Origin of the sequence: Mucilaginibacter lappiensis (assembly GCF_050433765.1) — a bacterium.
GTDB lineage: Bacteria > Bacteroidota > Bacteroidia > Sphingobacteriales > Sphingobacteriaceae > Mucilaginibacter > Mucilaginibacter lappiensis_A.
In genome coordinates this window covers 169,791-196,385 of record NZ_JBNPWP010000005.1, presented here as the reverse complement: position 1 = coordinate 196,385, position 26,595 = coordinate 169,791, and the positions used below count along the sequence as shown (strand labels likewise).

Annotated in this window: 22 protein-coding genes; 10 read left to right on the top strand and 12 right to left on the bottom strand. The window is 41.2% G+C overall.

Annotated features, from left to right (window positions below; all coding sequences use genetic code 11):
* Positions 1–776: 776 nt before the first annotated feature.
* Complete coding sequence (locus M2273_RS17105) at positions 777–1,559, bottom strand: lytic transglycosylase domain-containing protein (RefSeq protein ID WP_429398969.1); 783 nt, start codon at positions 1,557–1,559, stop codon at positions 777–779.
* A gap of 231 nt (positions 1,560–1,790) precedes the next feature.
* Between M2273_RS17105 and M2273_RS17100 the strand changes: the two genes are divergently transcribed.
* Together M2273_RS17100 and M2273_RS17095 are read left to right on the top strand one after the other, a co-directional pair.
* On the top strand, positions 1,791–3,329 hold the full coding sequence (locus M2273_RS17100; RefSeq protein ID WP_429398968.1) for a pseudouridine synthase: 1,539 nt from the start codon (positions 1,791–1,793) through the stop codon (positions 3,327–3,329).
* A 73-nt stretch (positions 3,330–3,402) separates the two neighbouring features.
* Entirely contained in the window at positions 3,403–4,545 is a 1,143-nt protein-coding gene (locus M2273_RS17095) for a lactonase family protein (RefSeq protein ID WP_429398967.1), read from the top strand.
* A 154-nt stretch (positions 4,546–4,699) separates the two neighbouring features.
* On the opposite strand, the gene M2273_RS17090 is transcribed toward M2273_RS17095, so the two are convergent.
* The 4 genes from M2273_RS17090 to M2273_RS17075 all read right to left on the bottom strand — a co-directional run bounded on the left by M2273_RS17090 (position 4,700) and on the right by M2273_RS17075 (position 6,715).
* On the bottom strand, positions 4,700–5,182 hold the full coding sequence (locus tag M2273_RS17090) for a hypothetical protein (RefSeq protein ID WP_429398966.1): 483 nt from the start codon (positions 5,180–5,182) through the stop codon (positions 4,700–4,702).
* Between the two features lie 58 nt (positions 5,183–5,240).
* Complete coding sequence (locus M2273_RS17085) at positions 5,241–5,402, bottom strand: hypothetical protein (RefSeq protein ID WP_429398965.1); 162 nt, start codon at positions 5,400–5,402, stop codon at positions 5,241–5,243.
* A gap of 85 nt (positions 5,403–5,487) precedes the next feature.
* A complete protein-coding gene (locus M2273_RS17080) occupies positions 5,488–6,069 on the bottom strand; it encodes a non-canonical purine NTP diphosphatase (protein ID WP_429398964.1) in 582 nt (193 codons plus the stop codon).
* Positions 6,070–6,136: 67 nt separating this feature from the next.
* Positions 6,137–6,715: a hypothetical protein gene (locus M2273_RS17075; protein WP_429398963.1), complete on the bottom strand. Its 579-nt coding sequence runs from the start codon at positions 6,713–6,715 to the stop codon at positions 6,137–6,139.
* 181 nt (positions 6,716–6,896) lie between these two features.
* Between M2273_RS17075 and M2273_RS17070 the strand changes: the two genes are divergently transcribed.
* Together M2273_RS17070 and M2273_RS17065 are read left to right on the top strand one after the other, a co-directional pair.
* Positions 6,897–8,375 carry a foldase protein PrsA gene (locus M2273_RS17070; protein WP_429398962.1) on the top strand — a complete coding sequence of 493 codons (1,479 nt, stop codon included), beginning with the start codon at positions 6,897–6,899 and terminating at the stop codon, positions 8,373–8,375.
* 6 nt (positions 8,376–8,381) lie between these two features.
* Entirely contained in the window at positions 8,382–9,344 is a 963-nt protein-coding gene (locus M2273_RS17065) for an AAA family ATPase (RefSeq protein WP_429398961.1), read from the top strand.
* A gap of 171 nt (positions 9,345–9,515) precedes the next feature.
* Here M2273_RS17065 and M2273_RS17060 read toward each other — a convergent pair whose 3' ends face one another.
* The 6 genes from M2273_RS17060 to mutL form a co-directional block, all read right to left on the bottom strand.
* On the bottom strand, positions 9,516–10,379 hold the full coding sequence (locus tag M2273_RS17060) for a hypothetical protein (protein ID WP_429398960.1): 864 nt from the start codon (positions 10,377–10,379) through the stop codon (positions 9,516–9,518).
* 521 nt (positions 10,380–10,900) lie between these two features.
* Entirely contained in the window at positions 10,901–12,364 is a 1,464-nt protein-coding gene (gene cysS / locus M2273_RS17055) for a cysteine--tRNA ligase (protein ID WP_429398959.1), read from the bottom strand.
* Between the two features lie 191 nt (positions 12,365–12,555).
* Positions 12,556–13,668, bottom strand: a complete 1,113-nt coding sequence (locus M2273_RS17050) for an endonuclease/exonuclease/phosphatase family protein (RefSeq protein ID WP_429398958.1) — start codon at positions 13,666–13,668, stop codon at positions 12,556–12,558.
* The gene (locus M2273_RS17045) at positions 13,658–14,536 is read right to left on the bottom strand and encodes a rhomboid family intramembrane serine protease (RefSeq protein ID WP_429398957.1); all 879 of its coding nucleotides are present in this window, start codon (positions 14,534–14,536) and stop codon (positions 13,658–13,660) included. The genes M2273_RS17050 and M2273_RS17045 overlap by 11 nt, the downstream gene beginning before the upstream one ends.
* Positions 14,537–14,571: 35 nt before the next feature.
* Positions 14,572–15,279 carry a rhomboid family intramembrane serine protease gene (locus M2273_RS17040; RefSeq protein WP_429398956.1) on the bottom strand — a complete coding sequence of 236 codons (708 nt, stop codon included), beginning with the start codon at positions 15,277–15,279 and terminating at the stop codon, positions 14,572–14,574.
* A gap of 20 nt (positions 15,280–15,299) precedes the next feature.
* Positions 15,300–17,156 (bottom strand): DNA mismatch repair endonuclease MutL, encoded by a 1,857-nt coding sequence (gene mutL, locus M2273_RS17035; protein ID WP_429398955.1) that lies wholly within the window; start codon positions 17,154–17,156, stop codon positions 15,300–15,302.
* Between the two features lie 131 nt (positions 17,157–17,287).
* Between mutL and M2273_RS17030 the strand changes: the two genes are divergently transcribed.
* Positions 17,288–18,919, top strand: a complete 1,632-nt coding sequence (locus tag M2273_RS17030; protein WP_429398953.1) for an amidohydrolase — start codon at positions 17,288–17,290, stop codon at positions 18,917–18,919.
* On the top strand, positions 18,906–20,738 hold the full coding sequence (locus M2273_RS17025; protein ID WP_429398951.1) for a serine hydrolase domain-containing protein: 1,833 nt from the start codon (positions 18,906–18,908) through the stop codon (positions 20,736–20,738). Before M2273_RS17030 ends, M2273_RS17025 begins: the two co-directional genes overlap by 14 nt.
* 836 nt (positions 20,739–21,574) lie before the next feature.
* On the opposite strand, the gene M2273_RS17020 is transcribed toward M2273_RS17025, so the two are convergent.
* Entirely contained in the window at positions 21,575–22,810 is a 1,236-nt protein-coding gene (locus tag M2273_RS17020) for a hypothetical protein (protein ID WP_429398950.1), read from the bottom strand.
* Between the two features lie 265 nt (positions 22,811–23,075).
* Between M2273_RS17020 and M2273_RS17015 the strand changes: the two genes are divergently transcribed.
* The 4 genes from M2273_RS17015 to M2273_RS17000 all read left to right on the top strand — a co-directional run bounded on the left by M2273_RS17015 (position 23,076) and on the right by M2273_RS17000 (position 26,506).
* The gene (locus M2273_RS17015) at positions 23,076–24,311 is read left to right on the top strand and encodes an MFS transporter (RefSeq protein WP_429398948.1); all 1,236 of its coding nucleotides are present in this window, start codon (positions 23,076–23,078) and stop codon (positions 24,309–24,311) included.
* A gap of 103 nt (positions 24,312–24,414) precedes the next feature.
* Positions 24,415–24,930 (top strand): OmpH family outer membrane protein, encoded by a 516-nt coding sequence (locus M2273_RS17010; protein WP_429398946.1) that lies wholly within the window; start codon positions 24,415–24,417, stop codon positions 24,928–24,930.
* 289 nt (positions 24,931–25,219) lie between these two features.
* On the top strand, positions 25,220–26,026 hold the full coding sequence (locus M2273_RS17005) for a helix-turn-helix domain-containing protein (protein ID WP_429398944.1): 807 nt from the start codon (positions 25,220–25,222) through the stop codon (positions 26,024–26,026).
* Between the two features lie 96 nt (positions 26,027–26,122).
* The gene (locus tag M2273_RS17000) at positions 26,123–26,506 is read left to right on the top strand and encodes a VOC family protein (RefSeq protein WP_429398942.1); all 384 of its coding nucleotides are present in this window, start codon (positions 26,123–26,125) and stop codon (positions 26,504–26,506) included.
* The last annotated feature ends 89 nt before the right edge of the window (positions 26,507–26,595 follow it).

The window sequence follows — 26,595 nt, the reverse complement described above, 5'->3', positions numbered from 1 at the left end:
GCATTGCTAAAAAATTACGCAAAGATACAGAAATTGGTGTAGATTTTTATGGTAAGCATGTCAGCATAGGGTTAATATTTACAGGGTTATAAATTTAATTATGGTAGTCCGGGAGGAAGTTACACTGTTGCAGGAATTTCGCAAACTGGCGATATTAAACTATTAACCACTGATAAACTCGTAATATTCTTTAATTCGTATAATTTTACCAAAGGTGATACTACCAGAATAACGGAAGCGGCCTACTTCAGTAAATGAGATAACCCCGACCGCCAGCTGAAATACATTACCTGAAACATAAATAGTGGTGCGGTGATAGCCCCACAGGTGTTCTGAGGATTATAGGTTTGGCTAAAGCCCATATCAGATTGCTCTATCCGTTCCATAAATGGAACGGCAATGAATTGAAAGTCATTCTTTAAATATTATTGCCGTTGGCTTTAGCCAACGGATTACAAGTGAAATTTATATGGGCTTTAGCCAAAACTATCGTGTGATTCATCCACTTTGATTCTTCGGAACAGCTGTAGTGATAGCCCCGACCACGAGCTTAAAGTTCAATAACTGCCTTAAAAAAGCCTCAGGCTTCAGTTCAGCTGAAAGCTGAAGCCATGCTATCCACGAGCTGGAAGCTCGCGGCAGCGAAAGAAGAAAATCAATAAATCACTAATTCAGTCATTCAATAATTAAAAAAGGCCGACCTTCCATCCTGGAAAGTCGGCCTCGGGGTGCTCCGTAATGTAATCTTTAATTAATTATGACACTGAATATCAATATTAATTAAAGTTCAGCAACGGTGTAGGCTGGGTCATAGCAAAATAATTATTATACCCATACTTTTTTGGTTGCTGGATAATTGCTTTCATTGCCACAAGCTTGTAAATGTATGAACCGGTTTCGCGGTTCAGGCTCATGCGAAAATAATTATCCTCATTTTGTTTGTTAATAGCCCGTTCAAGCTTAATGGAGCCGTTGTTATAAGCGGCTGCCGCCAGTGTCCAGCTATTAAATTCACCGTATAGTTCCTTGATATACTTGCAGGCTGCAATGGTTGATTTACGCAGGTTATTACGTTCATCAACACCATGGCCCACTTTTAGTCCGTAAGTACGCGCGGTACCGGGCATAAACTGCCACAGACCTCTTGCCCCTTTTGGTGATGTACCTTCGCAAAGGCCCGATTCAACCAGCGGGACGTACTTAAAATCATCGGGAATGCCATAAAGTCTTAAAATGGGCTCAATAATAGGGAACCATTTTTCGGCTTTGCGATGTAAAACGTTTGACTGAACGGTTTTAAAGTTGTGCTTATAAAGCGATCGTTTCAGTTTACGCGTAACCCTGGCGTCATTAACAGGTAAGGCTTCGTTTGCAAAACTATATGCATTTGCATTGCTTTTTATAAAAATAAATTTCGAAGTCCAATGGCTAATATTTCCATTATTTACAACCTTTTCAGTTATGGTTGTGCTGAAAATATTAAGCTTTGAAATGAGAACCAGCACCAGCATTACGGAGCACGTAAGTAAGTGTTTTTTGATCATTTCTTTTTTTATCATTAACTATACATTTAGGTAAAATGTGCTGCAAAGGTATGTCATACAATTCACATAATCAAATACTTAGCTTTTTGCTAACTTTTTTAGTTGCAGTTTTCGGTTCAAAAACTGGCTTTAAAACTGTTTAAACACAGTTTTTGAACCGCATAAAATTTTTGATTTTTTTGATCAGATTTTGCCGAAAAAGCGTACCTTTGACCCTCACGCTGCGAAAGCGCAAAACAAAAAAATATGGTATTTAAGAGACCAACAGGTAGTCGCGACGACAAGCCCAAGAGAACAGCGGGCCGGAGCTCAAGAGGCGACGATAAACCTAAAAGACCTGCAACGGCTAAAGGCAAAGCCACTCCAAACGGAGAGAAAAAGAAATTCACAAAGCCAGAACCCAAACCTTTTCAAAGCAACAGGTTTAGTGATGACAAACCTAAAAGCAGTTTTAGGGATGGAGCATCATCAGGCGATAAAAAATCATCATCAAGACCAAGACCTTATTCAGGACGCCCAACCGGCGAAAGCAGCTTCAGGGATGGCGCTTCATCTGGTGATAAAAAATCATTTTCGCCACGCAGCAAGCCTTACTCAGGCAGGCCAACCGGCGGCGATGATGAAAGACCAAAAAGAAGCTTTGGCGCAAGTTCGGCTGCCGGCGACAGGAAACCTTACTCAGGCAGACCATCATCAGGCGAGGACGAAAGACCAAAAAGAAGTTTCGGAGGCAGCTCTGCCGGCGAAAAGAAACCTTACTCATCACCACGTACCAGAACATCATCAAACTCTGAAGACAGGCCTAAAAGAAGTTTTGGTGCTGAATCGACCGGTGACCGTAAATTTGATGCCGGTTCAAAACCAAGAGAACGCTCAACCGATAAAAAATTTGGCGACAGGCCAACCGAAGGTGGATTTAAAAAACGCGAAGGCGCTGCTAAACCATATTCGGGCGAAAGGCCACCACAACGCAAACCAGTATACGATAAAATAACCAAGGACCTTGATGCTCCGGTTAAAACTTTACGCGGCCGTAAAAAATCTGCTGAACCTAAAACCAAGGATGATGGGCTTATCCGCCTTAACCGTTATATTTCAAACGCGGGCATTTGCTCACGTCGCAAGGCCGATGAGCTGATTATTGCCGGTGTAGTAATGGTTAATGGTGTAGTTGTTGATGAGTTGGGTGCCAAGATCGATCCGATGAGGGATGAGATCAAATACAATGGCGAAACCCTGCGTCGCGAAAAAATGGTTTATGTATTGTTAAATAAACCTAAAGACTATATAACTACTACCGAAGATCCGCAGGAACGCCGTACCGTAATGCATCTGGTTGAAAAAGCCACTAAAGAGCGCATTTACCCTATAGGCCGTTTAGACAGGAACACCACCGGTTTACTTTTAATGACCAATGATGGCGAACTGGCCGATAAGCTATCGCACCCGCGCAGCAATATTAGCAAGTTGTACCAGGTGGAGCTGAGCAAAAGCTTAACCCAGGGCGATTTGAATAAAATAGGTTTTGGTATTGAGCTGGAAGATGGTTTAATAAAACCTGATTCGGTATCATACGTTGCCGGCGGTTCAAAAAGAGAAATAGGTATACAGATACACAGCGGTAAAAACCGCATTGTACGCCGTATATTTGAAAGCCTTGGTTATGAGGTAGTAAAGCTTGACCGGGTGGTTTACGCCAACCTTACCAAAAAGGATCTGCCGCGCGGCAGGTGGCGTTACCTGGATGAAAAAGAGATCATTCAATTAAAACATTTAATAAAATAAAAAAACGCCCTGTTTATCAGGGCGTTTTTTGTTGGTTTTATTAACTTGCGCTCTGTAACCAATTTCATTCCACATGAAAAAAATTGTTCTGATCATCGCTTTGTTATCGCCGTGGTTTATTTACGCGCAAAATAAATCAAATAAAAAAAAGGGTCCTTCAACCTATGATCTGGTCATAGGTACTTATACCACAGGTAGCAGTAAGGGGATTGCGGTTTACCGCTTTTATGCAGAAAATGGCCGCCTGGCTTACCTAAGTGAGATTGATGGGGTAGATAATCCTTCCTATTTAACGTTAAGCAGTAATAATAAATTTATTTACGCTGTAAATGAACTGCCCAAAGGTGAAGTAAGTTCTTTTTCATTTGAACCTAAAACAGGTAAAATGGTGCTTATCAACAAACAGCCCTCAGAAGGCGCCGACCCATGCTATATAGCAGTTGATAAAGCGCAGAAAAATATTTTTGTAGCCAATTACAGCAGCGGCACTGTAGCTGTATTGCCTTTAGGTACGGATGGCTCCATAGGTAAAGCTACCCAAACCCTGCATGATGCTGGTCACGGCCCTAATAAAGAACGGCAGGAAGCGGCGCACGCACACATGTCTATACTTTCGCCCGACGAGAAATACTTGTTATATAATGACCTGGGTACTGATAAAGTAAATGTGCTCCGTTATAAAGCATCAAAAGATAAACCTCTTGAGCCGGCGACTCCTTCGTTTGTGAGTGTGACCCCGGGCGACGGTCCAAGACACCTCGAGTTTTCGCTGGATAAAAAGTACGTATACCTGGCAACTGAAATGGGCTCGAACGTTCATGTGTTTGATTATGATAATGGAAAACTAAAGCAAAAACAAACAGTAAGCCTGCTGGCCGAAGGGTTTAAAGGTCAAACTGCGGCAGCTGCCATACATTTATCTCCCGATGGACGCTTCTTGTATGTTTCAAACCGTTTGGAGACCAATGAAATTATTGTTTACTCCATAAACCAGGAAACAGGCGAACTTACCTTTGTTCAGCGTCAATCGTCTTTTGGTAAAAACCCGCGCGATTTTGCTATTGACCCAACCGGTAAATTCATGATCGTAGCTAATCAAAACAGCGATAGCATATATGTATTCAGAATTGATAACGCCACCGGCAAACTGACACCCACTGGCTTTAAACTGGATATAGGTAATCCGGTATGTTTAAAATTTGCACCGGCCATGTAGAAGGTGAAAGGGTAAAGGTTAAGGGTGAAAGGTTTGAATGCTGTCCCCCTAATAAACTAAAAAAGGGTAAAGGTGAATGCCTAAATTCCCTTTACCCTTTTTTGTTTGTCTAAATTGCGAACCTTTTACCTTTCGCCTTTATCCTTTTACCTTTTTAATTGCTTTTTGTAAACGAGTAAATAATGTATCCTGTTCCGTTGCCAACGGCAACCGGCGATTTCAGGGTCATTGCTGATCCATCATTACTGGCTATATCCAGGCGGTAACCTTCGGCAACATTTTTAGCTTTGTCGCCTTCAAAAAGTTTTTTAAACTGAAATTGTGTGCCCGTGGTGCCGCCATTGTAAACAGACCAAAAAATAGTTTGTGAATTACCGTTTGCTAAAGTATACACACCATTGCCGCTGTTTGTTAATTTCCATGTGCTGCCAACAAAGGCTTCGGGAGGTGCCTGATCAAATACATTTTGAACCGCGTTTTGAACCAGACCATCGTAACTAACATTGTTTAATGTCCATGTGCCAACAAATTTACCACGTGATACATTGCTCGAAACCGTGTTTTTAGGAGCAGAACAAGCTGATAAAACAACAATAAGTGATAGGATTGCGATTGAGGTTTGAAATATTTTTTTCATGACTGAGGTTATTTTTAATGCTTAAGAGCATAAACCCTGCCAAATATGATTTTACACCTTAATTGTTTTTGAGTTTAAGTTTCTTTTGAATTTCCTTTAATCGCTTAGTAATAGTTTCGGTTACCTGGTCGGCTTCTTTAACTTTGCTAAGGCTGTTGGCAACACTTTGGTTGGCCTTTTTTGAAAATAAGGCGCGGCTTAAATTTATTACTGTTTTCATCGGCTATATAGGTAATAGGTAAATGTTGTTATACGAATAGCCCAAACTAAGGTTGCACCGAATGGAGTTAAACTAATGGCACAGGCTAATCCTGAACTGTATTCAGAAAATTGATTAGCTGATCCATAGCTCTGGCGCGATGGCTTATGCTGTTTTTTTGTTCAAGGCTCATTTCGGCAAAAGTGATGTTGTAACCATCCGGCTCAAAAATCGGATCATAACCAAAACCTGCTGTGCCACTGGTGGCGGTACGGATTTGCCCTTCTACAGTTCCGTCAAAAAAATGCTCCTCCCCGTTCCATATTAATGATATAACCGTACGGAAGCGGGCTTTACGATTGGTTTCGCCGGTTAAATTTTGAAGTACTTTGCTGATGTTGGCTGCATGGTTACCATGCTCACCTGCATACCGTGCCGAATAAACGCCAGGCTCGCCGTTTAAAGCGTCTATTTCCAGTCCACTGTCGTCGCCAAAACAGTTCAGTTTATATTTCTGATAGATGTAGTGACTTTTGATCGATGCGTTTTCTTTAAAGGTTGTACCTGTTTCCTCAATATCATCGGTACAGCCAATATCATTCAGGGTTAATAATTTAAACTCACCTTTTATTTTAGTAGCCACTTCTTCCAGCTTGTGGCGGTTATTTGTTGCAAAAACTAATTGCATTTTTGGGGGATTAAGGATTTGGGGATAAAAGACAAAGGACTTTGGAGTTAAAACGTTGAGCCAGGACTTACAAAGTTTTCATCTGTTCCCAAAAGGCTTTTTTGTGATCAACACTATCCATCATTTCGCCAAAGCTAAAACTATATAAGCCGGTGATACCGCCTAAAGGTTTGGGGGCATTTAAAGTTAACTGGGCAATGCCTTGCGGCAAGGCGCTTTTGCCTAATACTAACAGTTTAGCAGGCTTAAAAAACTTTACCAACTCATCGTATTGCGCATTGGCATGCCGGGCCAGGTTTACAATGGCAATATCCTCTACACTTAAATCCTTTCGCTTAATAATATTGGTAAGGGCAGCTAAGTGGCTGTCGTCAATAAACTCCAACTCGGGGTAATAAACCAGTATCAAAAAGCTTTTTAAATTTTGGCCCAGATAATTAAAATTAATGGCTTGCGTTTTTACTTCAGGTAGCGGTTCTTCAATAATAATAATGGGATCAACAACCTGTGCTTTTACTTCAGGTATAGGTGCTTCAATAACGTGATCGGGTATGGCCTTTTTTTCATACAGCGTTTTATCCGCGTTTAAAAGATAAAGCTCATCTTGTAATATAAAGCGCAGGGCAACCGGATTTTCAACTTTCACTTTAACAAATTTTAACCAAAAGTAGTTAAACGGTTTCAAGCTTTATAACCATATTAGCACAATTATAAGCTGTTGTATTTTAATTGACATTTTTTGTTCAGCTATAATTAATAAATTTTACCGAAATTCGAAGTTTTTAACGGACTATTGATCCGTTTTATTTAGAGTATAAGAGCATTACATGAGAAAGTTAGGGATAGTTATTTTAAGTTTTATTTTAAGCATATCAGTTGCCAGGGCGCAAACAAAGCCCGATTCAACTGCAAAAACACTTGCCAAGCCCGATTCAACTACAAAAACGCTTGCCAAGGCCGATTCAACTGTTGCAAGCGGCCCGCGCCGTACGCTTGATAAAATTGCTGCCATTGTTGGTAACAGCCCCATATTACAATCAGATATCGAATTATCATACGCTCAATACCTGGTTCAGGGTAACCAACCCAATCCGGATGTTAAATGCAAGATACTGCAATCATTATTAACCCAAAAACTACTGGCGCAACAGGCTGCTATTGATAGTATTGAGGTAAAAGATGATGAAGTTGATAATAATGTGGACCGCAGGATGCGCGAAATGACCCAAAGGGCTGGCGGGCAGGAAAAGCTGGAAGCATTTTTAGGCCGCTCCGTTATTCAGTATAAAGATGAGATACGCCCGGATTTGAAAGAGCAGTTGGTTGCCCAGAAAATGCAGCAACACATTACTGAAAAATTAAATGTAACCCCACAGGATGTTAAAGACTATTTTGAAAAAATTCCAAAGGATAGCTTACCATCATTTAATAAAGAGGTAGAAGTAGGTCAAATAGCGTTTCAGCCACAACTGAACAAGGAGGAGAAGGAAATGTATAAGCAAAAGGCCGAGGAACTGCGTGCAAGGGTTAAAAAGGGAGAAGATTTTGGAACACTGGCCAGGCTATACTCGCAAGATCCCGGATCGGCACCTGATGGCGGTGACCTGGGTTTTGCCGACCGTACTACTTTTGTAAAGGAATTTACAGCCAACGCATTTAAGTTAAAGGCAGGCGAAATATCGCCGGTGTTTGAAACTGATTTCGGGTTCCACTTTTTACAGGTAATAGAGCGCCGTGGTGAGCAGATACACGTAAGGCATATATTAATAACACCCGTAGTGACCGAGGCAAGTTTGGAGCGAGCAAAAACCAAGGCAGATAGTATTTATACGCTGATGATGAAAAACAAGAAAATTGATTTTTCAAGCGCGGCAGCCTATTACTCTGATGATAAGGATACAAAATACAATGGTGGTATGATGTTAAATGCAGAGAATGTTCAAAACCGGTCAACCTTTATCCCTACTGACAAGCTTGATCCTAAAGTTGCTCTTACTGTTGATACCATGAAAATTGGAAGTATTTCAAAACCGGATTTGTTTGTTGGTGCCGATGGTAAAAAGAGCTATAAAATTTTGTACCTTAAATCGGCAACAAACGCACATAAGGCAAACCTGGCCCAGGATTTTCCTAAAATAAAGGAGTTTGCTTATGAGGATAAAAATAACCGTATGGTAACTCAATGGTTTGAAAAACGCAGGAAAGAAACCTTTATTAAAATTGACCAGGGATACCAGTCATGCGATATATTAAAAAAATGGATTACCACACCAACTGCTACTGCTACTGCGGAAGTTAAACCTTAATTAAATATGCAACACCACTCTGATGTGGAAGCTGCTGATGCTTTAAGGCAGGCATATCAGCAAATACGCTCCGAAATAGGCAAAGTTATAATAGGACAGGATGAGGTGGTGAAATTTGTGCTGGTGTCCATTTTCAGCAATGGCCACTGTTTGCTGGTAGGCGTACCTGGTTTGGCTAAAACCTTATTGGTACAAACTATTGCCCGGGTGCTTGACCTTGACTTTAAACGCATACAGTTTACACCCGATCTGATGCCATCAGACATTATCGGGTCTGAGATACTGGGCGAAGACCGGAACTTTAAATTTATACCCGGCCCGGTTTTTTCCAATATTATTCTGGCCGACGAAATTAACCGTACACCGCCCAAAACACAGGCAGCTTTACTTGAAGCCATGCAGGAAAAAGCAGTTACGGCCGCTGGGGTTACCCACAAGCTTGCACAGCCATTTTTTGTATTGGCTACGCAAAATCCCATTGAACAGGAAGGTACTTATCCCCTGCCAGAAGCACAGCTTGACCGGTTTATGTTTAGCGTAGCACTAAACTACCCATCGTTTCAGGAGGAACTGCAGGTAGTTAAAAACACAACCAGTACCCTGCAACCAGATGTTAACAAGATTTTAAATGCCAGTCAGATCATTTATTTTCAGCAATTAGTACGCAATATCCCGGTTACTGATCATGTAATGGAATATGCTGTAAAATTGGTGTCAAAAACAAGACCCAACAGTGAGTTTGCAACACCGCAGATCAATCGTTTACTCAGCTGGGGTGCAGGTCCGCGTGCTTCGCAATTTTTGATTCTGGGGGCCAAATGCCATGCTGTTATCAACGGAAAGTATTCGCCTGATATTGAAGACGTGCAGGCCATTGCCAAACCTATTTTGAGCCATCGTATTGTACGCAGCTATCACGCCGAGGCCGAAGGCCTGTCGGCTGATGATATTATTGAACAGCTGTTTTAATTAACCGATGAAGTCATGCCGAACTTGTTTCGGCATCTCACATATAAAGTTGTATACTATGGCAACTTACCATCCTGAGAGATCCTGAAACAAGTTCAGGATGACGTTAGGTATAAAAAAAGCGAGATACACTTAAGTGTATCTCGCTTTTTTTATATAGTCAATTACTATCTATTCGTTTTCAACTGCCGAAAACACTTCTAACAGGATATCCCATTTCTTTGTCTTATCCAGCTCCCAAATACGCACATAGTTGTAATTACTTACTACGTTACCTTTTGTAATGCGTGCATGACCATAGCTATAGGCCAGGTCGTTACTGCTTGAGCGGCCTGCGTCGGTAGTTTCGGCAGTGATGCTGATAGCCTGATTATTTATAAATTTCATAATTACATCAGGACCGGTCATTGGCTCAAAACCAGGAAAATAATAACGGCCCTCAGGACTCAAAAATTCTTTATAACTGGCTAATGCCGATATGGTTAAAGAATGGTTGAATATTTTATCGGTATTTATAATAATGCTTTTCCCGGTAAATGGGTCTTTACTTGGTGCTGTACGGGGTGCAGTAGGCTCTTTAAAGTCAGTTATTACATCCTTCTCGGCCTCTGGGTGTTGTATGCCCAGGTCAATAAGCAATTTTAGCTTGTTCTCGGCATCGGCCCGCCAAATAGAAACATAATCGCCATATACCTTATCGTCTTCACTTTTACCGTTCGAGTAAATGTAGGGGCCGGCAGTAAATGCCAGGTCGCCGTTGGCCGAAATCCGGGCAAATTTTGGTTGCCAGCTTAGTTTGCCTGCTTGTTTATCAATGTTATTATAAAAATCAGTTATTTTAACGGCATTGGGTTTAAATACAATACCCTCGGGATCAGTAACAGATAAAAAACCATCTTTTATACCTTTACGTTCAACTAATTTATTAAAAGCTTCTTCGGCACTAACTACCGTATTTACTTGAACAGCGGCCGTTTGCGCTAAGGCAAATACGCTATAGCCAATAAATGTAGCAGCTAATATTATTTTCTTCATGTTATATTAGATTTTTGGGCAATTTAATAATAAATTTTAAGTCAGGAATGTAATTTGAGCCGTTGCTATGCGTAAATCCTATTATAGCATTGCAGCTAAATATACTTTTATCTGAAACGGATATGATTATATTTAATTGTAATTGAGAGGAGTTTACCATGCAAAAACTTATACATTATACAAAACGCTAAACTATTAACTTAAGCGCCGGGATAAAAACTAATTAACCCAATAAGCATAATTATGTTTGGATTTAAAATATCACAGTGAACATATTTATAAAAAATTACCGTGTGATGAATAAATGCATCTTCTGCTTCCGAAGTTGACGGCAGCCTCATCTTTTCACTAATTGGGTCGTAGCGTCTGTTCACTTTGTTAATGGAAAAACAACTGTTCAGCGTGCTCCCTTGGGTGATAAGGCAGATCAATTACAAAACTATATGAAAAGGAATACAGTGAATTGTAAAAGCGATGCTGCTTTAGCCAAATTGTTCAGCTATTACAACTCGCTTTAAAAATCAGGACTTACTCCAGTGTGTACCATCTTTGCTGTCTTTTAGCTGAAAGCCTATTTTTGACAGGCCATCACGTATTTTATCAGACATGGCATAATCTTTATTGGCTTTTGCTTCACTCCTCAAATCAACTATCAGGTTCAGGATGTTTGGTAGGTCATCATTGTCAGCCTGTTCGTCCTTTAATCCCAGCACATCCAGCACAAAAGTGTTCATGAGCGTTTTAAGCAATTGTAAATTGGGCTCATCAATCTTCATTTTACCATCATGCACGGAGTTAATAATGCGCGATGCCTCAAATAGTTCGGCAATAAGTACCGGACTGTTAAAGTCATCGTTCATAGCGGCGTAGCAACGGCCCATTAAGGGCTCTATCTCAATTTCTGTAGTGTTACCGGCCTTTAAGCCATTAAGCAGGGCAAAGGCGTTCATTAGGCGCTTAAAACCTTTCTCAGATGCTTCCATAGCCTCGTTGCCAAAATCAAGCGTACTGCGGTAATGTGCCTGCAACATAAAAAACCTCACGGTCATGGGGCTGTAACCTTTGTTGAGTATAGAGTTATTGCCTGTGAAAAGCTCATGAGGTAAAAAACTATTCCCTAATGACTTTGACATCTTTTGACCGTTTACCGTAAGCATATTGGTATGTACCCAGTAATTGGCCGGATTTTTACCGCAGCAGGCTACATGCTGCGCAATTTCATTGGTATGGTGTGTTGGTACAAGGTCAATACCACCACCATGTATATCAAACTGGTTGCCCAGGTATTTCTGGCTCATGGCCGAGCATTCCAGGTGCCATCCCGGAAATCCAACGCTCCAAGGCGACGGCCATTTCATCAGGTGCTCGGGTTTGGCTTTTATCCACAGGGCAAAATCAAGCTTGCCATGCTTTTCCTGCTGGCCGCCCAGTGTACGGGTATTGTTTAACAGATCTTCCAGGTTACGGCCGCTTAATATGCCATAATTCTGGGTGTTGTTATATTTTTCAACGTCAAAATAAACAGAGCCATCAACTTCGTAGGCGTAACCTTTTTCAAGTATAACCTTTATCAACTCTATCTGTTCAATAATATGACCTGTGGCGGTAGGTTCAATACTGGGAGGTAGTGTATTAAATATCTGCATTACATCATGAAAGCCAACGGTGTACTTCTGCACAATTTCCATTGGTTCCAGCTGGGCTATTTTAGCTTTTTTTGATATTTTGTCTTCTCCCTCATCCCCTGCATCGCCTTCCAGGTGACCAGCATCGGTCACATTACGAACGTAACGTACTTTATAGCCGATATGAGTAAGGTATCTGAATATCAGATCAAACGATATATAGGTGCGGCTATTACCCAAATGCACATCGCTGTAAACAGTTGGGCCACATACGTACATGCCAACATGTGGCGCGTTAAGTGGTTTAAATTCTTCCTTTCTACGTGTTAAAGTGTTGTAAACAAACAAATTTTGTTTCATGAGCGCAAACTTACGATTTTTTCAATTTCAAGCTAATGCAGTAATGGGAAATGTATTTGGGCTGACAAGTGTATCATCTTAAAATTGAAATCAAGATACAAGAATCAGGATAAAAACAAGATATAAGATTGTTGCTAATGGTGATAAATTACCACGGCCATTTTTCCTGGCTCTTGATTCTGATTAAGTTATCAATTCAGCACCACGTCACTGCGCAGGGGATAATGGTCAGATAATTTTTTTTCGATGATCTTGTAAGTCAATACATCAAACTGCCTACTGGCCATGATATAATCGATCTGGTAATTTGGAAAATCGCCATTATAGGTTCGCCCAAAACCCGATCCTTTTTCCCGGAATGCGTTTTTCAAACCTTTAGCCATTTGGTTAACGGCAAATGAAGTAGGCGTATCATTAAAATCGCCGGTGATGAGGTAAGGATACGGGCATTTGGCGGCATGATCCTTTACCGTGAATACCTGCTTACTTCTTTTTATAAAAGCTATTTTTAATTTACCGCCCAGCCTTTTGGTTGACCCCATATCTGTTTTGCCCTTTTTTGAAACGCTGTCGAGATATTTATAATCTTCGGGATCAAAACGAATGGATTGCAGATGTACACTATATAAGCGAAAAGTTTTTTCACCTTTTTTCACATCAACATACAAACATTGATTCTCTGATTTGGTATCAGAAAAATGGATCATGCCTTTAGCTACTATGGGAAATTTGGAGAATATGGCCATGCCTATGGCTTCTGTATTGTTAAAATTAATAGGCTCAAAATAAAAATTATTGGCACCCATGATTTTTATAATGGAGTCGCGCATTTCATACTGACCCCGGTTTTTGGTATAAAACTCCTGGAACCCAATTATGTCAGGCTGCTGCTCATTGAGCATAGCCAAAATTTCATGTTTGGTTGGTATATCATTGCCTGATCCATAACGCTTAAAATTGTGTGCGTTATAGGTCATTACCCTGATTGAATTTTCCTGTTTGGGTTTAGCTACATCGGCCCCTGAAAATCTGAAGCCTATATTATTGAATAATACATTGTACCCTAATAAAATAGTGATAAGTGATAGCACGAACTGCCATCTTTTACGCAGTAGCCAATAAGCCATCATAATAAGGTTGGCTATCAGTAGCGGAGGGTACGCTAATCCGAAAAAAGCAAAGACCCAAACTTTTTGAGGGTTAACATGAGGAGCTAAATAACTGATAAGTAATGCCAGGCAAAGCAACAGGTTTATCCATAGTAATATTTTACCGATAAAACTTTGTTTCCTTTTAACTCTCATTATTGCTTGCGCGAAATAAAATTTCCTTTTCCTGCTTACTCAGGCTTTCGTAGCCCGATTGTGATATTTTATCTAATATACGGTCAATTTCCTCCTGGCGGGGATACTCGCTTGAGTTTCTGCTGGTATTTTTGGTCACTACCTTAAGTTTGGATCTGGATTTAAAAATACTACCGATAGCTCCGATCCAGTCGTGTCCTCTTTTTAGCTGCTTAATGTATACAAAACCCAATAACGCGCCGCCCAGGTGTGCTATTTCGCCGCCGGCATTAGGCCCAACAATGCTCAGAAAATCAATAACCAGGAAAACAAACACCAGCCACTTTAATTTTACAGGGCCTATTAATATTAATGATATGGTATAGTTGGGTAATAAGGTAGCTGTGGCAACAACAATGGCCATAACACTGGCTGATGCCCCTACAATTGTACTGTTTACAGCGGCATGTAAGTTTGTAAAAGCAGGAATTGTATTTAAACATAGCAGGTAAGCTATTGCGCCCCCAAGCCCTCCCATAATGTATAAACCTATGGTGCGTTTATTACCCAGGTATTCTTCAAATATTTGCCCCATCCAATACAGCCAAAGCATATTAAACAGGATATGAAAAATACCTGCATGCATAAACATGTAGGTTAAGGGCGTCCAGAAACGGGTAAGCAGTTTTGGTAAATCGGCCGGCATGCGCAGGTATTCATTAGCATAAAAGGCAATAATGCTTTCGTGATCAAATCCTGTAAAAAGAAGCTCAAGCACTGCAGGGATATTAATACCTAAATAAACAATAACGTTAATACCGATAAGCAGGTTTAACTTATTGCCCGACCGCAGCATTTTGTATTGAATATTTTGCCAAAGGGTACTCATAATAAAGCGCTATTTATTTTGATAACTCCTGTTTCTTAATAAAAATTGTCGGGCCGTTGCATTCTCCAGTACTTTAGCAACAGGAAGCCAAATAAAGCTCCCCCAAGATGTGCAAAATGTGCTACCGAATCGCCGGCAAACTGCCCAAAACCACCAATTAATTCTAAAACTATATATCCGCCAATTAAGTATTTAGCTTTAATAGGAACGGGGATAAACAGTACCATCATTTCCACATTGGGGAACAGAAACCCGAAAGCGAGTAACAATCCGAATATGGAGCCTGATGCTCCTAAAGTGATCCCATAATATATCTCTTTTAGTTTATTAAAGCCCGCATAATTAACATAAGGACCGATATCCCTGTTTGCAACAGTGAACGACCCAATTACGCCGTGCACTTCTATGGCCTGAACCAACATTTGCAAAGCCAGCGCGCCTATGCCTGTAATAAAATAATACTGCAAGAAACGCTTTGGCCCCATAATATATTCAAGAGTTGGGCCAAACATGAACAAGGCAAACATATTAAAAAATATATGCGGAAAATTTGCATGCATGAACATGTAGGTAACTACCTGCCACGGGCGAAATAATGGCGAATTAAAGTAAAATGCAGAAAGTAACACATCCAAATTAATACCCGCTCTTTCTAAGACATAGGAGCCTATAAAAAACAAAACATTAATGATCAGCAGGTTTTTTACAACTGGAGTTATACTGGCAAATGGTGATTGATTCATAGTATAATAAAAGCCCGAGGCTATTTTTCAAATCGTTCTAATAATTCAGTTAATGTAAAGGTACTGATTACGGGCTTACCGTTCAATGCCTGGTTAGGCATTTGGCAGGCAAAAAGCTGATCAATCAATTGGTTCATTTCTTCTAATGATAATTTGGTCCCGGTTTTAATAGCCGCGTTGCGCGCAAGTGATCTGGCCAGGTTATCACGTTTATCTAATTTCAAAATGGCCATATTGTTTTTAAAGCCTTCCAGCAAATGCTCCAGCAGCTCATGTTCGTCTACATTATTCAGTTCGGCAGGCACACCTTCAACAACTACGGTGTTTTTGCCAAATTCGCGTATATCAAAACCAAGTGCTTTTATATCGGGCAAAAGTTCTCTTAATAACTCAAAATCGCTTCCGTTTAGTGTTACCGATTGCGGAAATAAACTTTGCTGGCTCACTCCCGAATGATTTTGCAATTGCTGTAAAAAACGCTCATACAAAATACGTTCATGTGCCGCCTGCTGACCTATCAGCATAAAACCCGATTTGATTTGCGACAAGATGAAACGGTTATGGATCTGGAATAACTGCCGCTCGCTTGATTTACTTATTTCCTGCTCATTAACAGCGATGCTCTCCTCCTGGTGCATTTCGTGCTGCAGGCTGGTTTCCTTTTTACTGATCTCATATAGCGTATCCCAGTTTTTAGGTATGGGATTGCTATGATAGTTGTTACTATCCTTTAAAAAGGGATGTTCACGTACAGGTTTCTTCTCGGCAGCAAAAGGGTTAAAATCAGGATTGAATGAAATGGTTGGCGCTATGATCTCCTCAAATGGCTTAGGGGTAATCAGGTGCTCAATGCTGTTCTCCTGGTCAAAATCAAGGCTGGGCGTAATGTTATACCTGCCCAGTGAACGTTTTACCGCCGACCGTATAATAGCATAAATAGCTTTTTCGTCCTGGTATTTGATCTCGGTTTTAGTTGGATGTACGTTGATATCGATCTTGGAAGGGTCAATATCAATGAACAGCACATAAAAAGGGTAGCAATCATCGGGCAATAGCTCTTCAAACGCGGTAAGCACCGCATGGTTTAAATAAGCATCGCGTATAAAGCGATAGTTCACAAAAAAGAACTGTTCGCCCCGGGTTTTACGGGCAAATTCGGGCTTGCCAACAAATCCGCGTAAATTAATAATGGTGGTATCCTCCTCAACCGGCACCAGCCTTTGGTTATAGTTATTACCAAACAGGTGCACAATGCGCTGTTTAAGCGCGGCGCCTGGCAAATGGTAAACCTCCTGCCCGTCATGGTGCAGCGTGAAAAATATCTGCGGATTGGCTAATGCCACCCGTTGAAATTCATCAATAATATGGCGCATTTCCACCGGGTTGCTTTTTAAAAAGTTACGGCGGGCAGGCGTATTATAAAATAAGTTTTTAACAGAGATGGATGTACCTGTATTGGCCGAGCACGCCTCCTGGCTTATCACTTCTGATCCTTCAATAAAAATACAGGTGCCCAATTCATCTTCATGGCGGCGGGTTTTCATTTCAACCTGTGCTATTGCGGCAATAGATGCCATGGCTTCGCCCCTGAAACCCATGGTTCGTATGGCAAACAGGTCATCGGCTTTGCGTATTTTTGAGGTGGCATGGCGTTCAAAGCACATGCGCGCGTCAGTAAGGCTCATGCCGCAGCCATCATCAATAACCTGTATCAATGATTTGCCCGCGTCTTTTACAATGAGCTGGATTTTTCCGGCCCCTGCATCAATCGCATTCTCAATCAATTCCTTTACGGCAGATGCCGGCCGCTGCACTACTTCGCCCGCGGCAATCTGGTTGGCAACGGCATCAGGTAAAAGCTGTATTATGTCTGACATTTAAAAAAAATCCCTCCAATTTCGAATTCGATGCTAAATTAAATATTTGAAGGCATAACTTTATGATTTGATACTTGTATATACATTTAACATTTAATAATTACATTACCAATATATTATATAAACCGCCTATGAAGAAATTATTGCCAGCGCTGCTCCTTTTTGCTGTAGCCTGCAAACAAAAAGAATACAATGCCGACCTCCTGGTTAAAAACGCTGTGGTTTACACGGTTGATAGCAACTTTACCACGGCCAATGCATTTGTAGTAAAAGCAGGTAAAATTTTGGCCATAGGCAATGCAGATACGCTGGAACAAAAATACCTGGCACATGAAGTTGTAGATGCCGGAGGTAATGCGGTATATCCGGGATTTATTGATGCACATGCCCATTTTTATGAATACGGCCTGGGCTTGCAGGAAGTTAACCTGGTGGGCACACATAGTTGGGACGAGGCTGTTGACTCGGTGGAGGCTTATTCTACCCGCAATACCGAGGGCTGGGTAATTGGCCACGGATGGGATCAGAACGACTGGGCAAAAAAACAATTCCCGGATAAAGCCAGGCTCGATTCACTGTTTCCGGTAAGGCCGGTGATATTAAGCAGGGTTGACGGCCATGCGGCCATTGCCAACCAGGCCGCCCTGAACATTGCCGGGGTAAAACCAGGGCAAACTATTAACGGCGGGGAAATTGAGACCATTAACGGCAAACTTACCGGCATATTGGTTGATAACGCCGTGGGTATTGTAACCCGCAAAATTCCCGAACCGCCGGCTAACATTATAGAAAATGCACTTTTAGATGCTCAAAAAAATTGCTTCGCGGTTGGTTTAACAACGGTTGATGACTGCGGACTGCCCTATACCATGGTAAATACCATTGCCGAGCTGCAACATAAAGGCTCCCTGAAAATGCGCATGTATGTGATGCTGGCCGACAGGGAAGAGAATTACGAATACCTGTTTAAGCGCGGCGCCTATAAAACACCAGGCTTAAATGTGCGCGCATTTAAGGTTTATGCCGATGGCGCCCTTGGTTCAAGAGGGGCGTGTTTATTAAAGCCCTATGCCGATCAAAAAAACTGGAATGGGTTTTTACTGAGCAGTCCGCAGCATTTTGCGGAAGTAGCCAAAAAGATCTATGACCGGGGGTTCCAGATGGCTACCCATGCCATCGGCGATTCGGCCAACCGGGTCATGTTAAAGATCTATGCATCCGTACTAAAAGGTAAAAACGATAGACGCTGGCGTATTGAACACGCGCAGGTATTATCGCCCGATGATATCAAAGTGTTTGGCGATAACAGCATTATTCCATCTGTACAGCCAACACATGCCACATCAGATATGTATTGGGCCGGCAAAAGGCTGGGTGCGGCACGCTTAAGATCGGCCTATGTGTATAAACAATTATTAAAACAAAATGGCTGGATCCCTTTAGGGACCGATTTTCCGGTAGAGAATATTAACCCCATGTACACGTTTTATGCAGCGGTGGAACGTAAGGATCTGAAGGGTTTCCCGGCTGGGGGCTTTCAACCCGAAAACGCGCTGAGCCGTGCCGAAGCGTTGAAAGGCATTACCATTTGGGCCGCCAAAGCCAACTTTGAAGAAAAAGAAAAAGGCAGCCTGGAGCCCGGCAAATATGCAGATTTTGTGATCCTTGATCAGGATATTATGAAAGTAAAAGGAGCTCAATTACCAAAAGTTAAAGTGATCAAAACTTATATAAACGGAGTTAAAGTATATGATAAAAAATAAATGGAGCTGTGTTCCTTTAGTGTTGTTAGGGTTTTCATTATTTAATACGGCTTGTGCACAAAACCCACCTATTGTTATCCCTACAGGACAGGCTTATGTTAACGAAGAACGATTGGTTGAACACTCCACTGTATTGTTTAACAATAGTAAATACCTGATACCGCTGCAAAACCTTGACCAGTTAAAAATTGCAAGTGTACATTTTTCAAACCAGTACGCTACCGTTTTTGATAGCTTGCTGAACAAGTACAATAAGGTGCAAACCTTTGATGGTAATGCGTACACTGGTTCAAAAACATTGATTGATCTGTCGTCTGATCTGAAATGGTATAATACCATTATACTGCAGTTAACTGAGGCCGACCTGGCAAATCCGCAGATCATTGATTTTATCAGCAGTAACCAAAAACTAAAAAATGTGATCGTGACTGCCTTTGGCGGTGGCGGTATACTAAGTAAATTGAATAATGTTACCGTGCCCATTTTATGGAGCGAACGATTAACACCGGTTTCGGTATTGTATAGCGCCCAGGCTATTTTTGGCGGAATGCCTGTTACACAAAAGCTCACTCGCACCTATTCGCCGCAGTTTGCCGCGGGCATGGGTTTTATTACCAATAGAATAAGGCTGCAATATACCGTTCCGGAAGATGCAGGGATTAATGCGAATAACCTTAAGGGTATTGACGATATTGCCCGGGAGGCTATAGCTGAGCATGCTACCCCTGGTTGTGTAGTATTGGTGGCTAAGGATGGTAAGGTAATTTTTAATAAAGCCTATGGTTATCATACTTATGATAATAGTATACCCGACAGGATAACCGATATTTTCGACCTGGCTTCCATGACCAAAGTATCGGCCACTACCATGGAGGCTATGAAGCTTACCGACGAGGGTAAGCTGAGTTTGGAAGGCACCGTTGGCGATTATATCCCCCTCGCACGTAATAGCAATAAGAATAATATACAGGTACGCGAACTATTAATGCACCAGGCCGGACTAATACCGGATATTAAAGGGTTTGAAAAGGTAAAACCTGCAGACCATAGTACCGATTCGTCGGCTGCTTACCCTATCCATGTATCTGATCATTATTTTTTAAGAAAGGATTATTACAAAGATGTAATGCTGCCCGATATGCTGAGCTCACCGCTTAAAACAAGGGGGCAATATGTATACAGTGACGTAAGCATGTTATTGATGATGGAAGTGCTTGAAAGTATTACCGCTATCCCCGAAAATGTATATGTTCAGCAGCAGTTTTACAACCCTCTGGGTATGCAAACCGCCGGATTTTTACCGCTGCACCGTTTTAACCAAAATCAGATACCGCCTACAGAGAACGACCAGAAATACCGCCAGTCGCTGTTGGATGGTTACGTGCATGACCCAACCGCGGCCTTAATGGGCGGCGTTGCCGGGCATGCCGGTTTGTTTGCCAGCGCCAATGATGTGGCCATATTGTACCAGATGGTGCTAAACCGCGGCACCTACGGCGGCACCCAGTATTTTAAACCCGAAGTGGTTGATCTGTTCACCTCCAAACAATCGGCTGTAAGTCGCCGGGGATTGGGCTTTGACCGCTGGGACCCTATTGAAGATCGTCATTACCCTTCAAAATTAGCTTCGCCGCAAACTTATGGGCATACCGGTTTTACGGGTACCTGTATCTGGGTTGATCCTAAATATAACCTGGTGTACATATTCCTGTCAAACCGGGTACACCCCGATGTCAGTAATAAACTGGGCAGCCTGAACATCAGGCCGAGGATACAGGATGTGGTTTATGAGGCGATAACAAAGGGAATGGGGATGTAATTTTTTGATTTGGGATTTCGGATGTTCGATTTGGGATTTGAGATATTTTTGATTTTGAATGGAATTGATGGAACATCCTCAACTGGCGCAAGTATGTCGGGCTGGCAAGGGTGTAAATGCTACTTGTGCCTTACGAGACACAAGTACTCCACTCTTTAGCCCTCCACTGCATACTTGCGCCAGATGGAGAAATAAAAGATGCGTCATTGCGAGGTACGAAGCAATCCCCGACTTACAGAGCAAGGCGAAAAAGGATGTCGCATACCCGCTCTTGGCCGCGGGAGGCCAGTTACTTTTGTCGCCACAAAAGTAACCAAAAAGGTTTTCAGCAGAAATGCTTCTTTGCCACACAGGGCCACTACCCTGCAAACCTGACAGAACCACGGGCTGCCAAATTTTTACTCCACTTTGTTCCCGCCCGCCTGCGCTTCAGTAAAAATTGCTAATGCCCTTACAACCGCACGGGCCCAACTTGTTCTGCCCGATTTCGCCCGAAGCTTATCTGCTGAGTAGGGAAGAAAATTTCAATAGGGGCGATTTGGAACAAAATAAAAACTCCCCCCCAACTGGCGCAAGTATGTTGGGCTGGCAAGGGGGTAAATGCTATTGTGCCTTAATAAATTGAAAGTGGTGACAGAAACTTGTCAGTAGGGCTAAAAGTATAAATTATTGATTATCAGATATTAATTAGTGTTCATGGGTGTTCACGGGTGTACATATGAACACTTACAGACAGCCCTTTTAGCAACGTCATTTCCCCTTCAGAGTCCCCGGATTTTATCGCTCAGCACGACAAAAGGGATTAATTTGTATTTGTTTTGATGACCTCCCTGCTGTTAATAATTACGGCTAACTGATCTTAAATCAAGATTTGGGTAAACCGGATTGCCATCGGTTTTGTAAGGAAAATATGTTTCATCAAAGGCGCTATCCTTAAACACAGAAACGTTTTGAAGTATTTGCTTGGTCAAATCAACATTTTTTATCTCCGGATATTTAGAAAAATCAGGGAATTTTATGTTAACAGCGCTTCCGGCAGCCGGGCCAGACAATTGCACAGAGAAACCGGGCGTGTCGAAGCTTGCAAAATAGGCCGTATAGTAATCAACCGGACCCGAAAAAGAGGGTTTAAAAGTTGTAAGGGTTCCATCCGGAGTATTAATAACTGCACTATAGGTATCGGCTTTATCAGGAATAACAGTAGTGTTTTTGGTAAAGTAGTAGTTATACTCGTCGAGCGAATACCTTATTTTAGTAATATACTCAGCAAATGGTTCCTGCGGATAATAATAGTTAACCTGGTTACCTTTAGAACTTAGCAATCCCAAATAATAACTGCTGTAATAGTTTTTATCGGCCCTGGCATTTACCTCTACTATAAGATTTGATCCGGGCGAAGTAATGCTTTTAACTAAAGGGGTCTTGTTTATCTTGGTCATATCTATATTAAAATCAGTTGCCCCTTTAGTAACATCAAAGAAATTGTATAAATGATGATTTTCATTTATGAGTAAATGCACATACAGTTTACCATCATCAGTTAATCCCGGATAAAGACTGAAAACCGTATCTGCAAGTTTGCCCAAACTATAACCGTATTGATCGCCTCTAATATCTAACTGATCAAAATATACCGGATTTTTTAAATGGTATTTTAATTCGTGAACGGGTTTTTGCAATAGCCGCTTACTAAAATCCAGATAGTGGCTTCCTTTTTTTACCTGTAAAAAGCCCTTGATAACAGACGGTGTAACTGTAGCGTCTGCACTTACATCAATCTCATAAAAATTGAAACGCTCTTTTTTATATGGTTTTAATGAGGTTATTTTTAACAGTTTGGTACCGCTTACATATTTAACCTCATTCAGTATTTCTCCGGTTTCGTCGGTAAGTACAAAATAGGTGCTGCTGTAAAAATGAAAATCTTCGTTTGCAAGATTTAATGTGAGCAGTGTATCGGCCGGGGTTTCAACAGGCGGTTTGTTCCCATCATCGGGCTTGTTGTTTTTATTTTTAGAACAGCCGGCAAAAATAATAACCGCAACAAAAAATAATAATGTGAGCTTTTTCATGGTGTCGGTTTAGGTGATAGATAAGGTTAGGCTTTTAGTTATACGAATATAACAGTATTAAAAGTTGCAAATCAAACATTTACAACATTGTATAGAGCTCTTTCCATAAGCCGATGCACGCGTGTTGTGCATGCCCTTATGAGGCTCAGTTTGTTTACATCATGTAAATTTTATAATGGATCTGGTTTGATCTGAATTGCGTGACTATTAGTTTGACATTCACAAAACATGCCTCCTGATTTAGAATACTAATTTTGCTGCATCTATGATCACGTCTACATCAAAAACAACAACTATTAAAGAACATCACCAGGGAATAGCAACCTTGGTGGCCTTTGCCTTGATCCCATTATCCGGTTTCGCGACAGACATTTATATTCCTTCCTTACCTACCATGGCTGGCGAAATGCATGTTGGCAGTATTCAGGTGCAGTTAACATTGAGTATTTTTTTGATAAGCTATGGTGTATCACAGCTATTTATCGGTAGCATATTAGATAGTTTTGGCCGGTATAAGGTTAGCCTTGCCTCATTAATTATTTTCGCGGTGGCCAGTGTAGTCATAGCCATCACCCATAATATTTACCTCATATACCTCATGAGGGTTATACATGGCGTAACTGTAGGCGCTATTATAGTAGCCAAGCGGGCTTATTTTGTTGATCTGTTTGCTGGTGAAAAATTAAAGCACTATTTAAGTTTGTTCTCTATTATTTGGTCAACCGGACCTATTGTGGCCCCGTTTATAGGGGGCTATCTGCAAGCTGCTTTTGGTTGGGAATCTAATTTTTATTTTTTGGCCGGATTTGCATTGGTGTTTGCCATTTTAGAATTCATATTTAGTGGAGAAACCCTGGTACATTTTTCAGATTTTCATCTCCAAAAGATCGTAAAGATCTATACCGGCATGATCAAAACTACCAGTTTTACCCTGGGCATTGTTATGCTGGGGCTGGCTTATTGTATGGTAATGACTTACAACATGACCGGACCTTTTATCATTGAACATCATTTGCATTTATCACCTATTATTGCAGGTTACAGTTCCCTGGTGCTGGGTTTTGCCTGGATGGTAGGTGGTTTTATAGGTAAGGCAACTATCAACCGCCCATTTTTCAGGAGATTGGTGATCAATGTAGTGCTGCAGTTCCTTTTTGTGATATTGATGATCATCAGCCTTAACTTTATAAACAATTTATACTCGCTCATCTTTTTTGCATTTATTATTCACGTAGGTGCAGGCTACACGTTTAATAATTACTTTACTTTTTGCCTGAGTAAGTTTCCTAAAAATGCCGGCATTGCAGGGGGCCTTACAGGGGGCATTACTTACGTGATTGTTTCTTTTTTGAGCTATGGCATCGTTAATGTTGTTCCGGCAAAGGATGAGCGGAACCTGAGTTTCAGTTATTTGATGCTCATTTTGCTGTCGGCACTGGTTATGTTTTTCATTTTTAAAATGAAAAATAAGGATAAAATATTATTAGCAGAAACTGCTTAATGATATGGCTTATAAGCGGCTATTTTTTATAAAATTAACCAATATTTAAAACAATTTCACTTACAAGGCGTTCTAATACCTTTTACGAAATTAAATGTTAAGTATGAGAAATATGTTCAAATTCACCCTAATTGCTGCGAGTTTATTATTTGTTGGGACGTTTTCCCAGGCACAGACAAAAATCGGTTATATCGATTTTCAATCTTTAGTTGGTCAAATGCCCGAAGCCAAAACAATTAAGCCACAAATTGATGCTTACCAAAAGCAGTTTGTTGATCAGCTAACAACCATGAACAATGAGCTGCAAACAAAAGGGAAGGATTTTCAAGCACAAAGCAAAACAATGACAGATGCTGTGCGTACAACCAAGCAAAACGAGTTGCAGGATTTGCAGAAACGTATGCAGGATTTGCAAACCAGCGCTCAGCAACAGGTTGAAGCTAAATCAAACGAACTTGTAAAACCATTATCAGATAAAGCTCGTGCAGCTGTTAATGATGTTGCCAAAGAAAAAGGTATTACTTATGTATTGGATGCTTCACAAGGCTCACCGCTGCTTGTTTCAAATCAAGGTACCGATCTGATGGTGTCCGTTAAAACCAAGCTGGGCATTAAATAAAATTCATTTTTCTACTTATTAACAATTGTTTGATTATATAAGCTGCATTGATCTCTTTACATTAAGAGCGCTTGTGACTTTATGATTGAAAAACACATTATTGCAATTAGCCCTACCTAATCCTCCCCGGAAAGGGGAGACTTTTAGGACCTATCGCAATGACGTGGTAGTTGTGCGCAATTTTGCCATCAAATTAAGGTCCTGATTATCAATTTTTAAATTAAACAATTAGCACTAACTTTATAAAAAGGATAAATCCGCAATCGAACATCCGATATCCGAAATAAAAATGAATTACTACACCATTCAGCCACCGGATATATTAAAACCTTTTGTAAGGTTTTTTTGGGTGCTGGAGCATGAGCTATCGGCAGATGAACCTCAATATGTTTACCGCTCCATAGCTGATGGGTGTACCGAAATGGTGTTTCATTACCAGGCAAGTTTTGATGAAATTACTGATGATGGCAGACAGAATGGTGGCCCCTCAGGTATTCAGTTCCAAACCGATACCTACCGGCGGTTTATAACGAGCGAAAGCTTCGGCATTTTTGGGGCCTATATATATCCTTTTGCTGTTCCGCGCTTTTTTAATATCCCCAGCAGTGAAACCAGTAACCTGGCCCTTGATTATGATACCTTTTTAGGTAACGCCGGTCGCGAGCTGGAAGAGCGGATCATGCTGGCCCCCAATAACCTGAAACGCGCCGAAATACTGACCGACTTTTTACTGATGCGCCTGCGCCACAATACCCCCACAGATGATCGCATCATCACTTCTATACGCCACGTAATTCATTCCAAACAACGCAGGACAGTAGGGCAACTGGCCGATACATTTAACCTTTCTACCAGGCAGTTCGACAGGCGGTTTAAAGAATATGCTGGTTTTAGTCCTAAAACTTATTTGCGGTTAATACGCCTGCAGGATGCCATTCAGCAATATGGCAGCAATAAATCACTAACCCAAATAGCCTTGGAGTGCGGTTATTATGACCAGTCGCATTTTATACATGACGTGAAGGCCTTTACCGGCTACCATCCTGGTTTTTACTTTTCGGGCAAGGCCGAGGGTACAGAGTACCGGAATGCTTGACAGGTAATTGTTTAAAGATCCGACATCAAAATGTCCGGTTTTTACAATTTTGCTGATAGCGGGCTGGTTAAATTTGAATAAAAAACAGAGATCAACATGGAAACAGTAAACAACATCCCCGAAACCTATCAGCGTATCATGCCCTACCTTATTGTAAAGGATGCGCCTAAATTCATCGAATTTATGCAAAGCGTATTTGGCGCACAGGAGCAGTACAAACAAATGCGCGATGAAAACCATATTATGCACGCTGAGCTAAATATTAAAGGCAGCACCATTATGTTTGCTGATTGTAATGATGCATACCCTCAGCAAAATGCCGGCATGTTCATTTATGTTGACAGCTGCGACGAAACCTATAAAAAAGCATTGGATAACGGCGCCGAAAGCATCACGCCACCCGCCGACCAGCCTTACGGCCGCAGCGCGGGAGTTAAAGACCCCTTTGGCAATACCTGGTGGATAAATAATCCACTTTGATTTCGGAATTGGGATGTTCGATTTCGGATTTGTATTAAACAGGCACAAATAAATAATTCCCAAATCGAACATCCCAATTCCGAAATGGT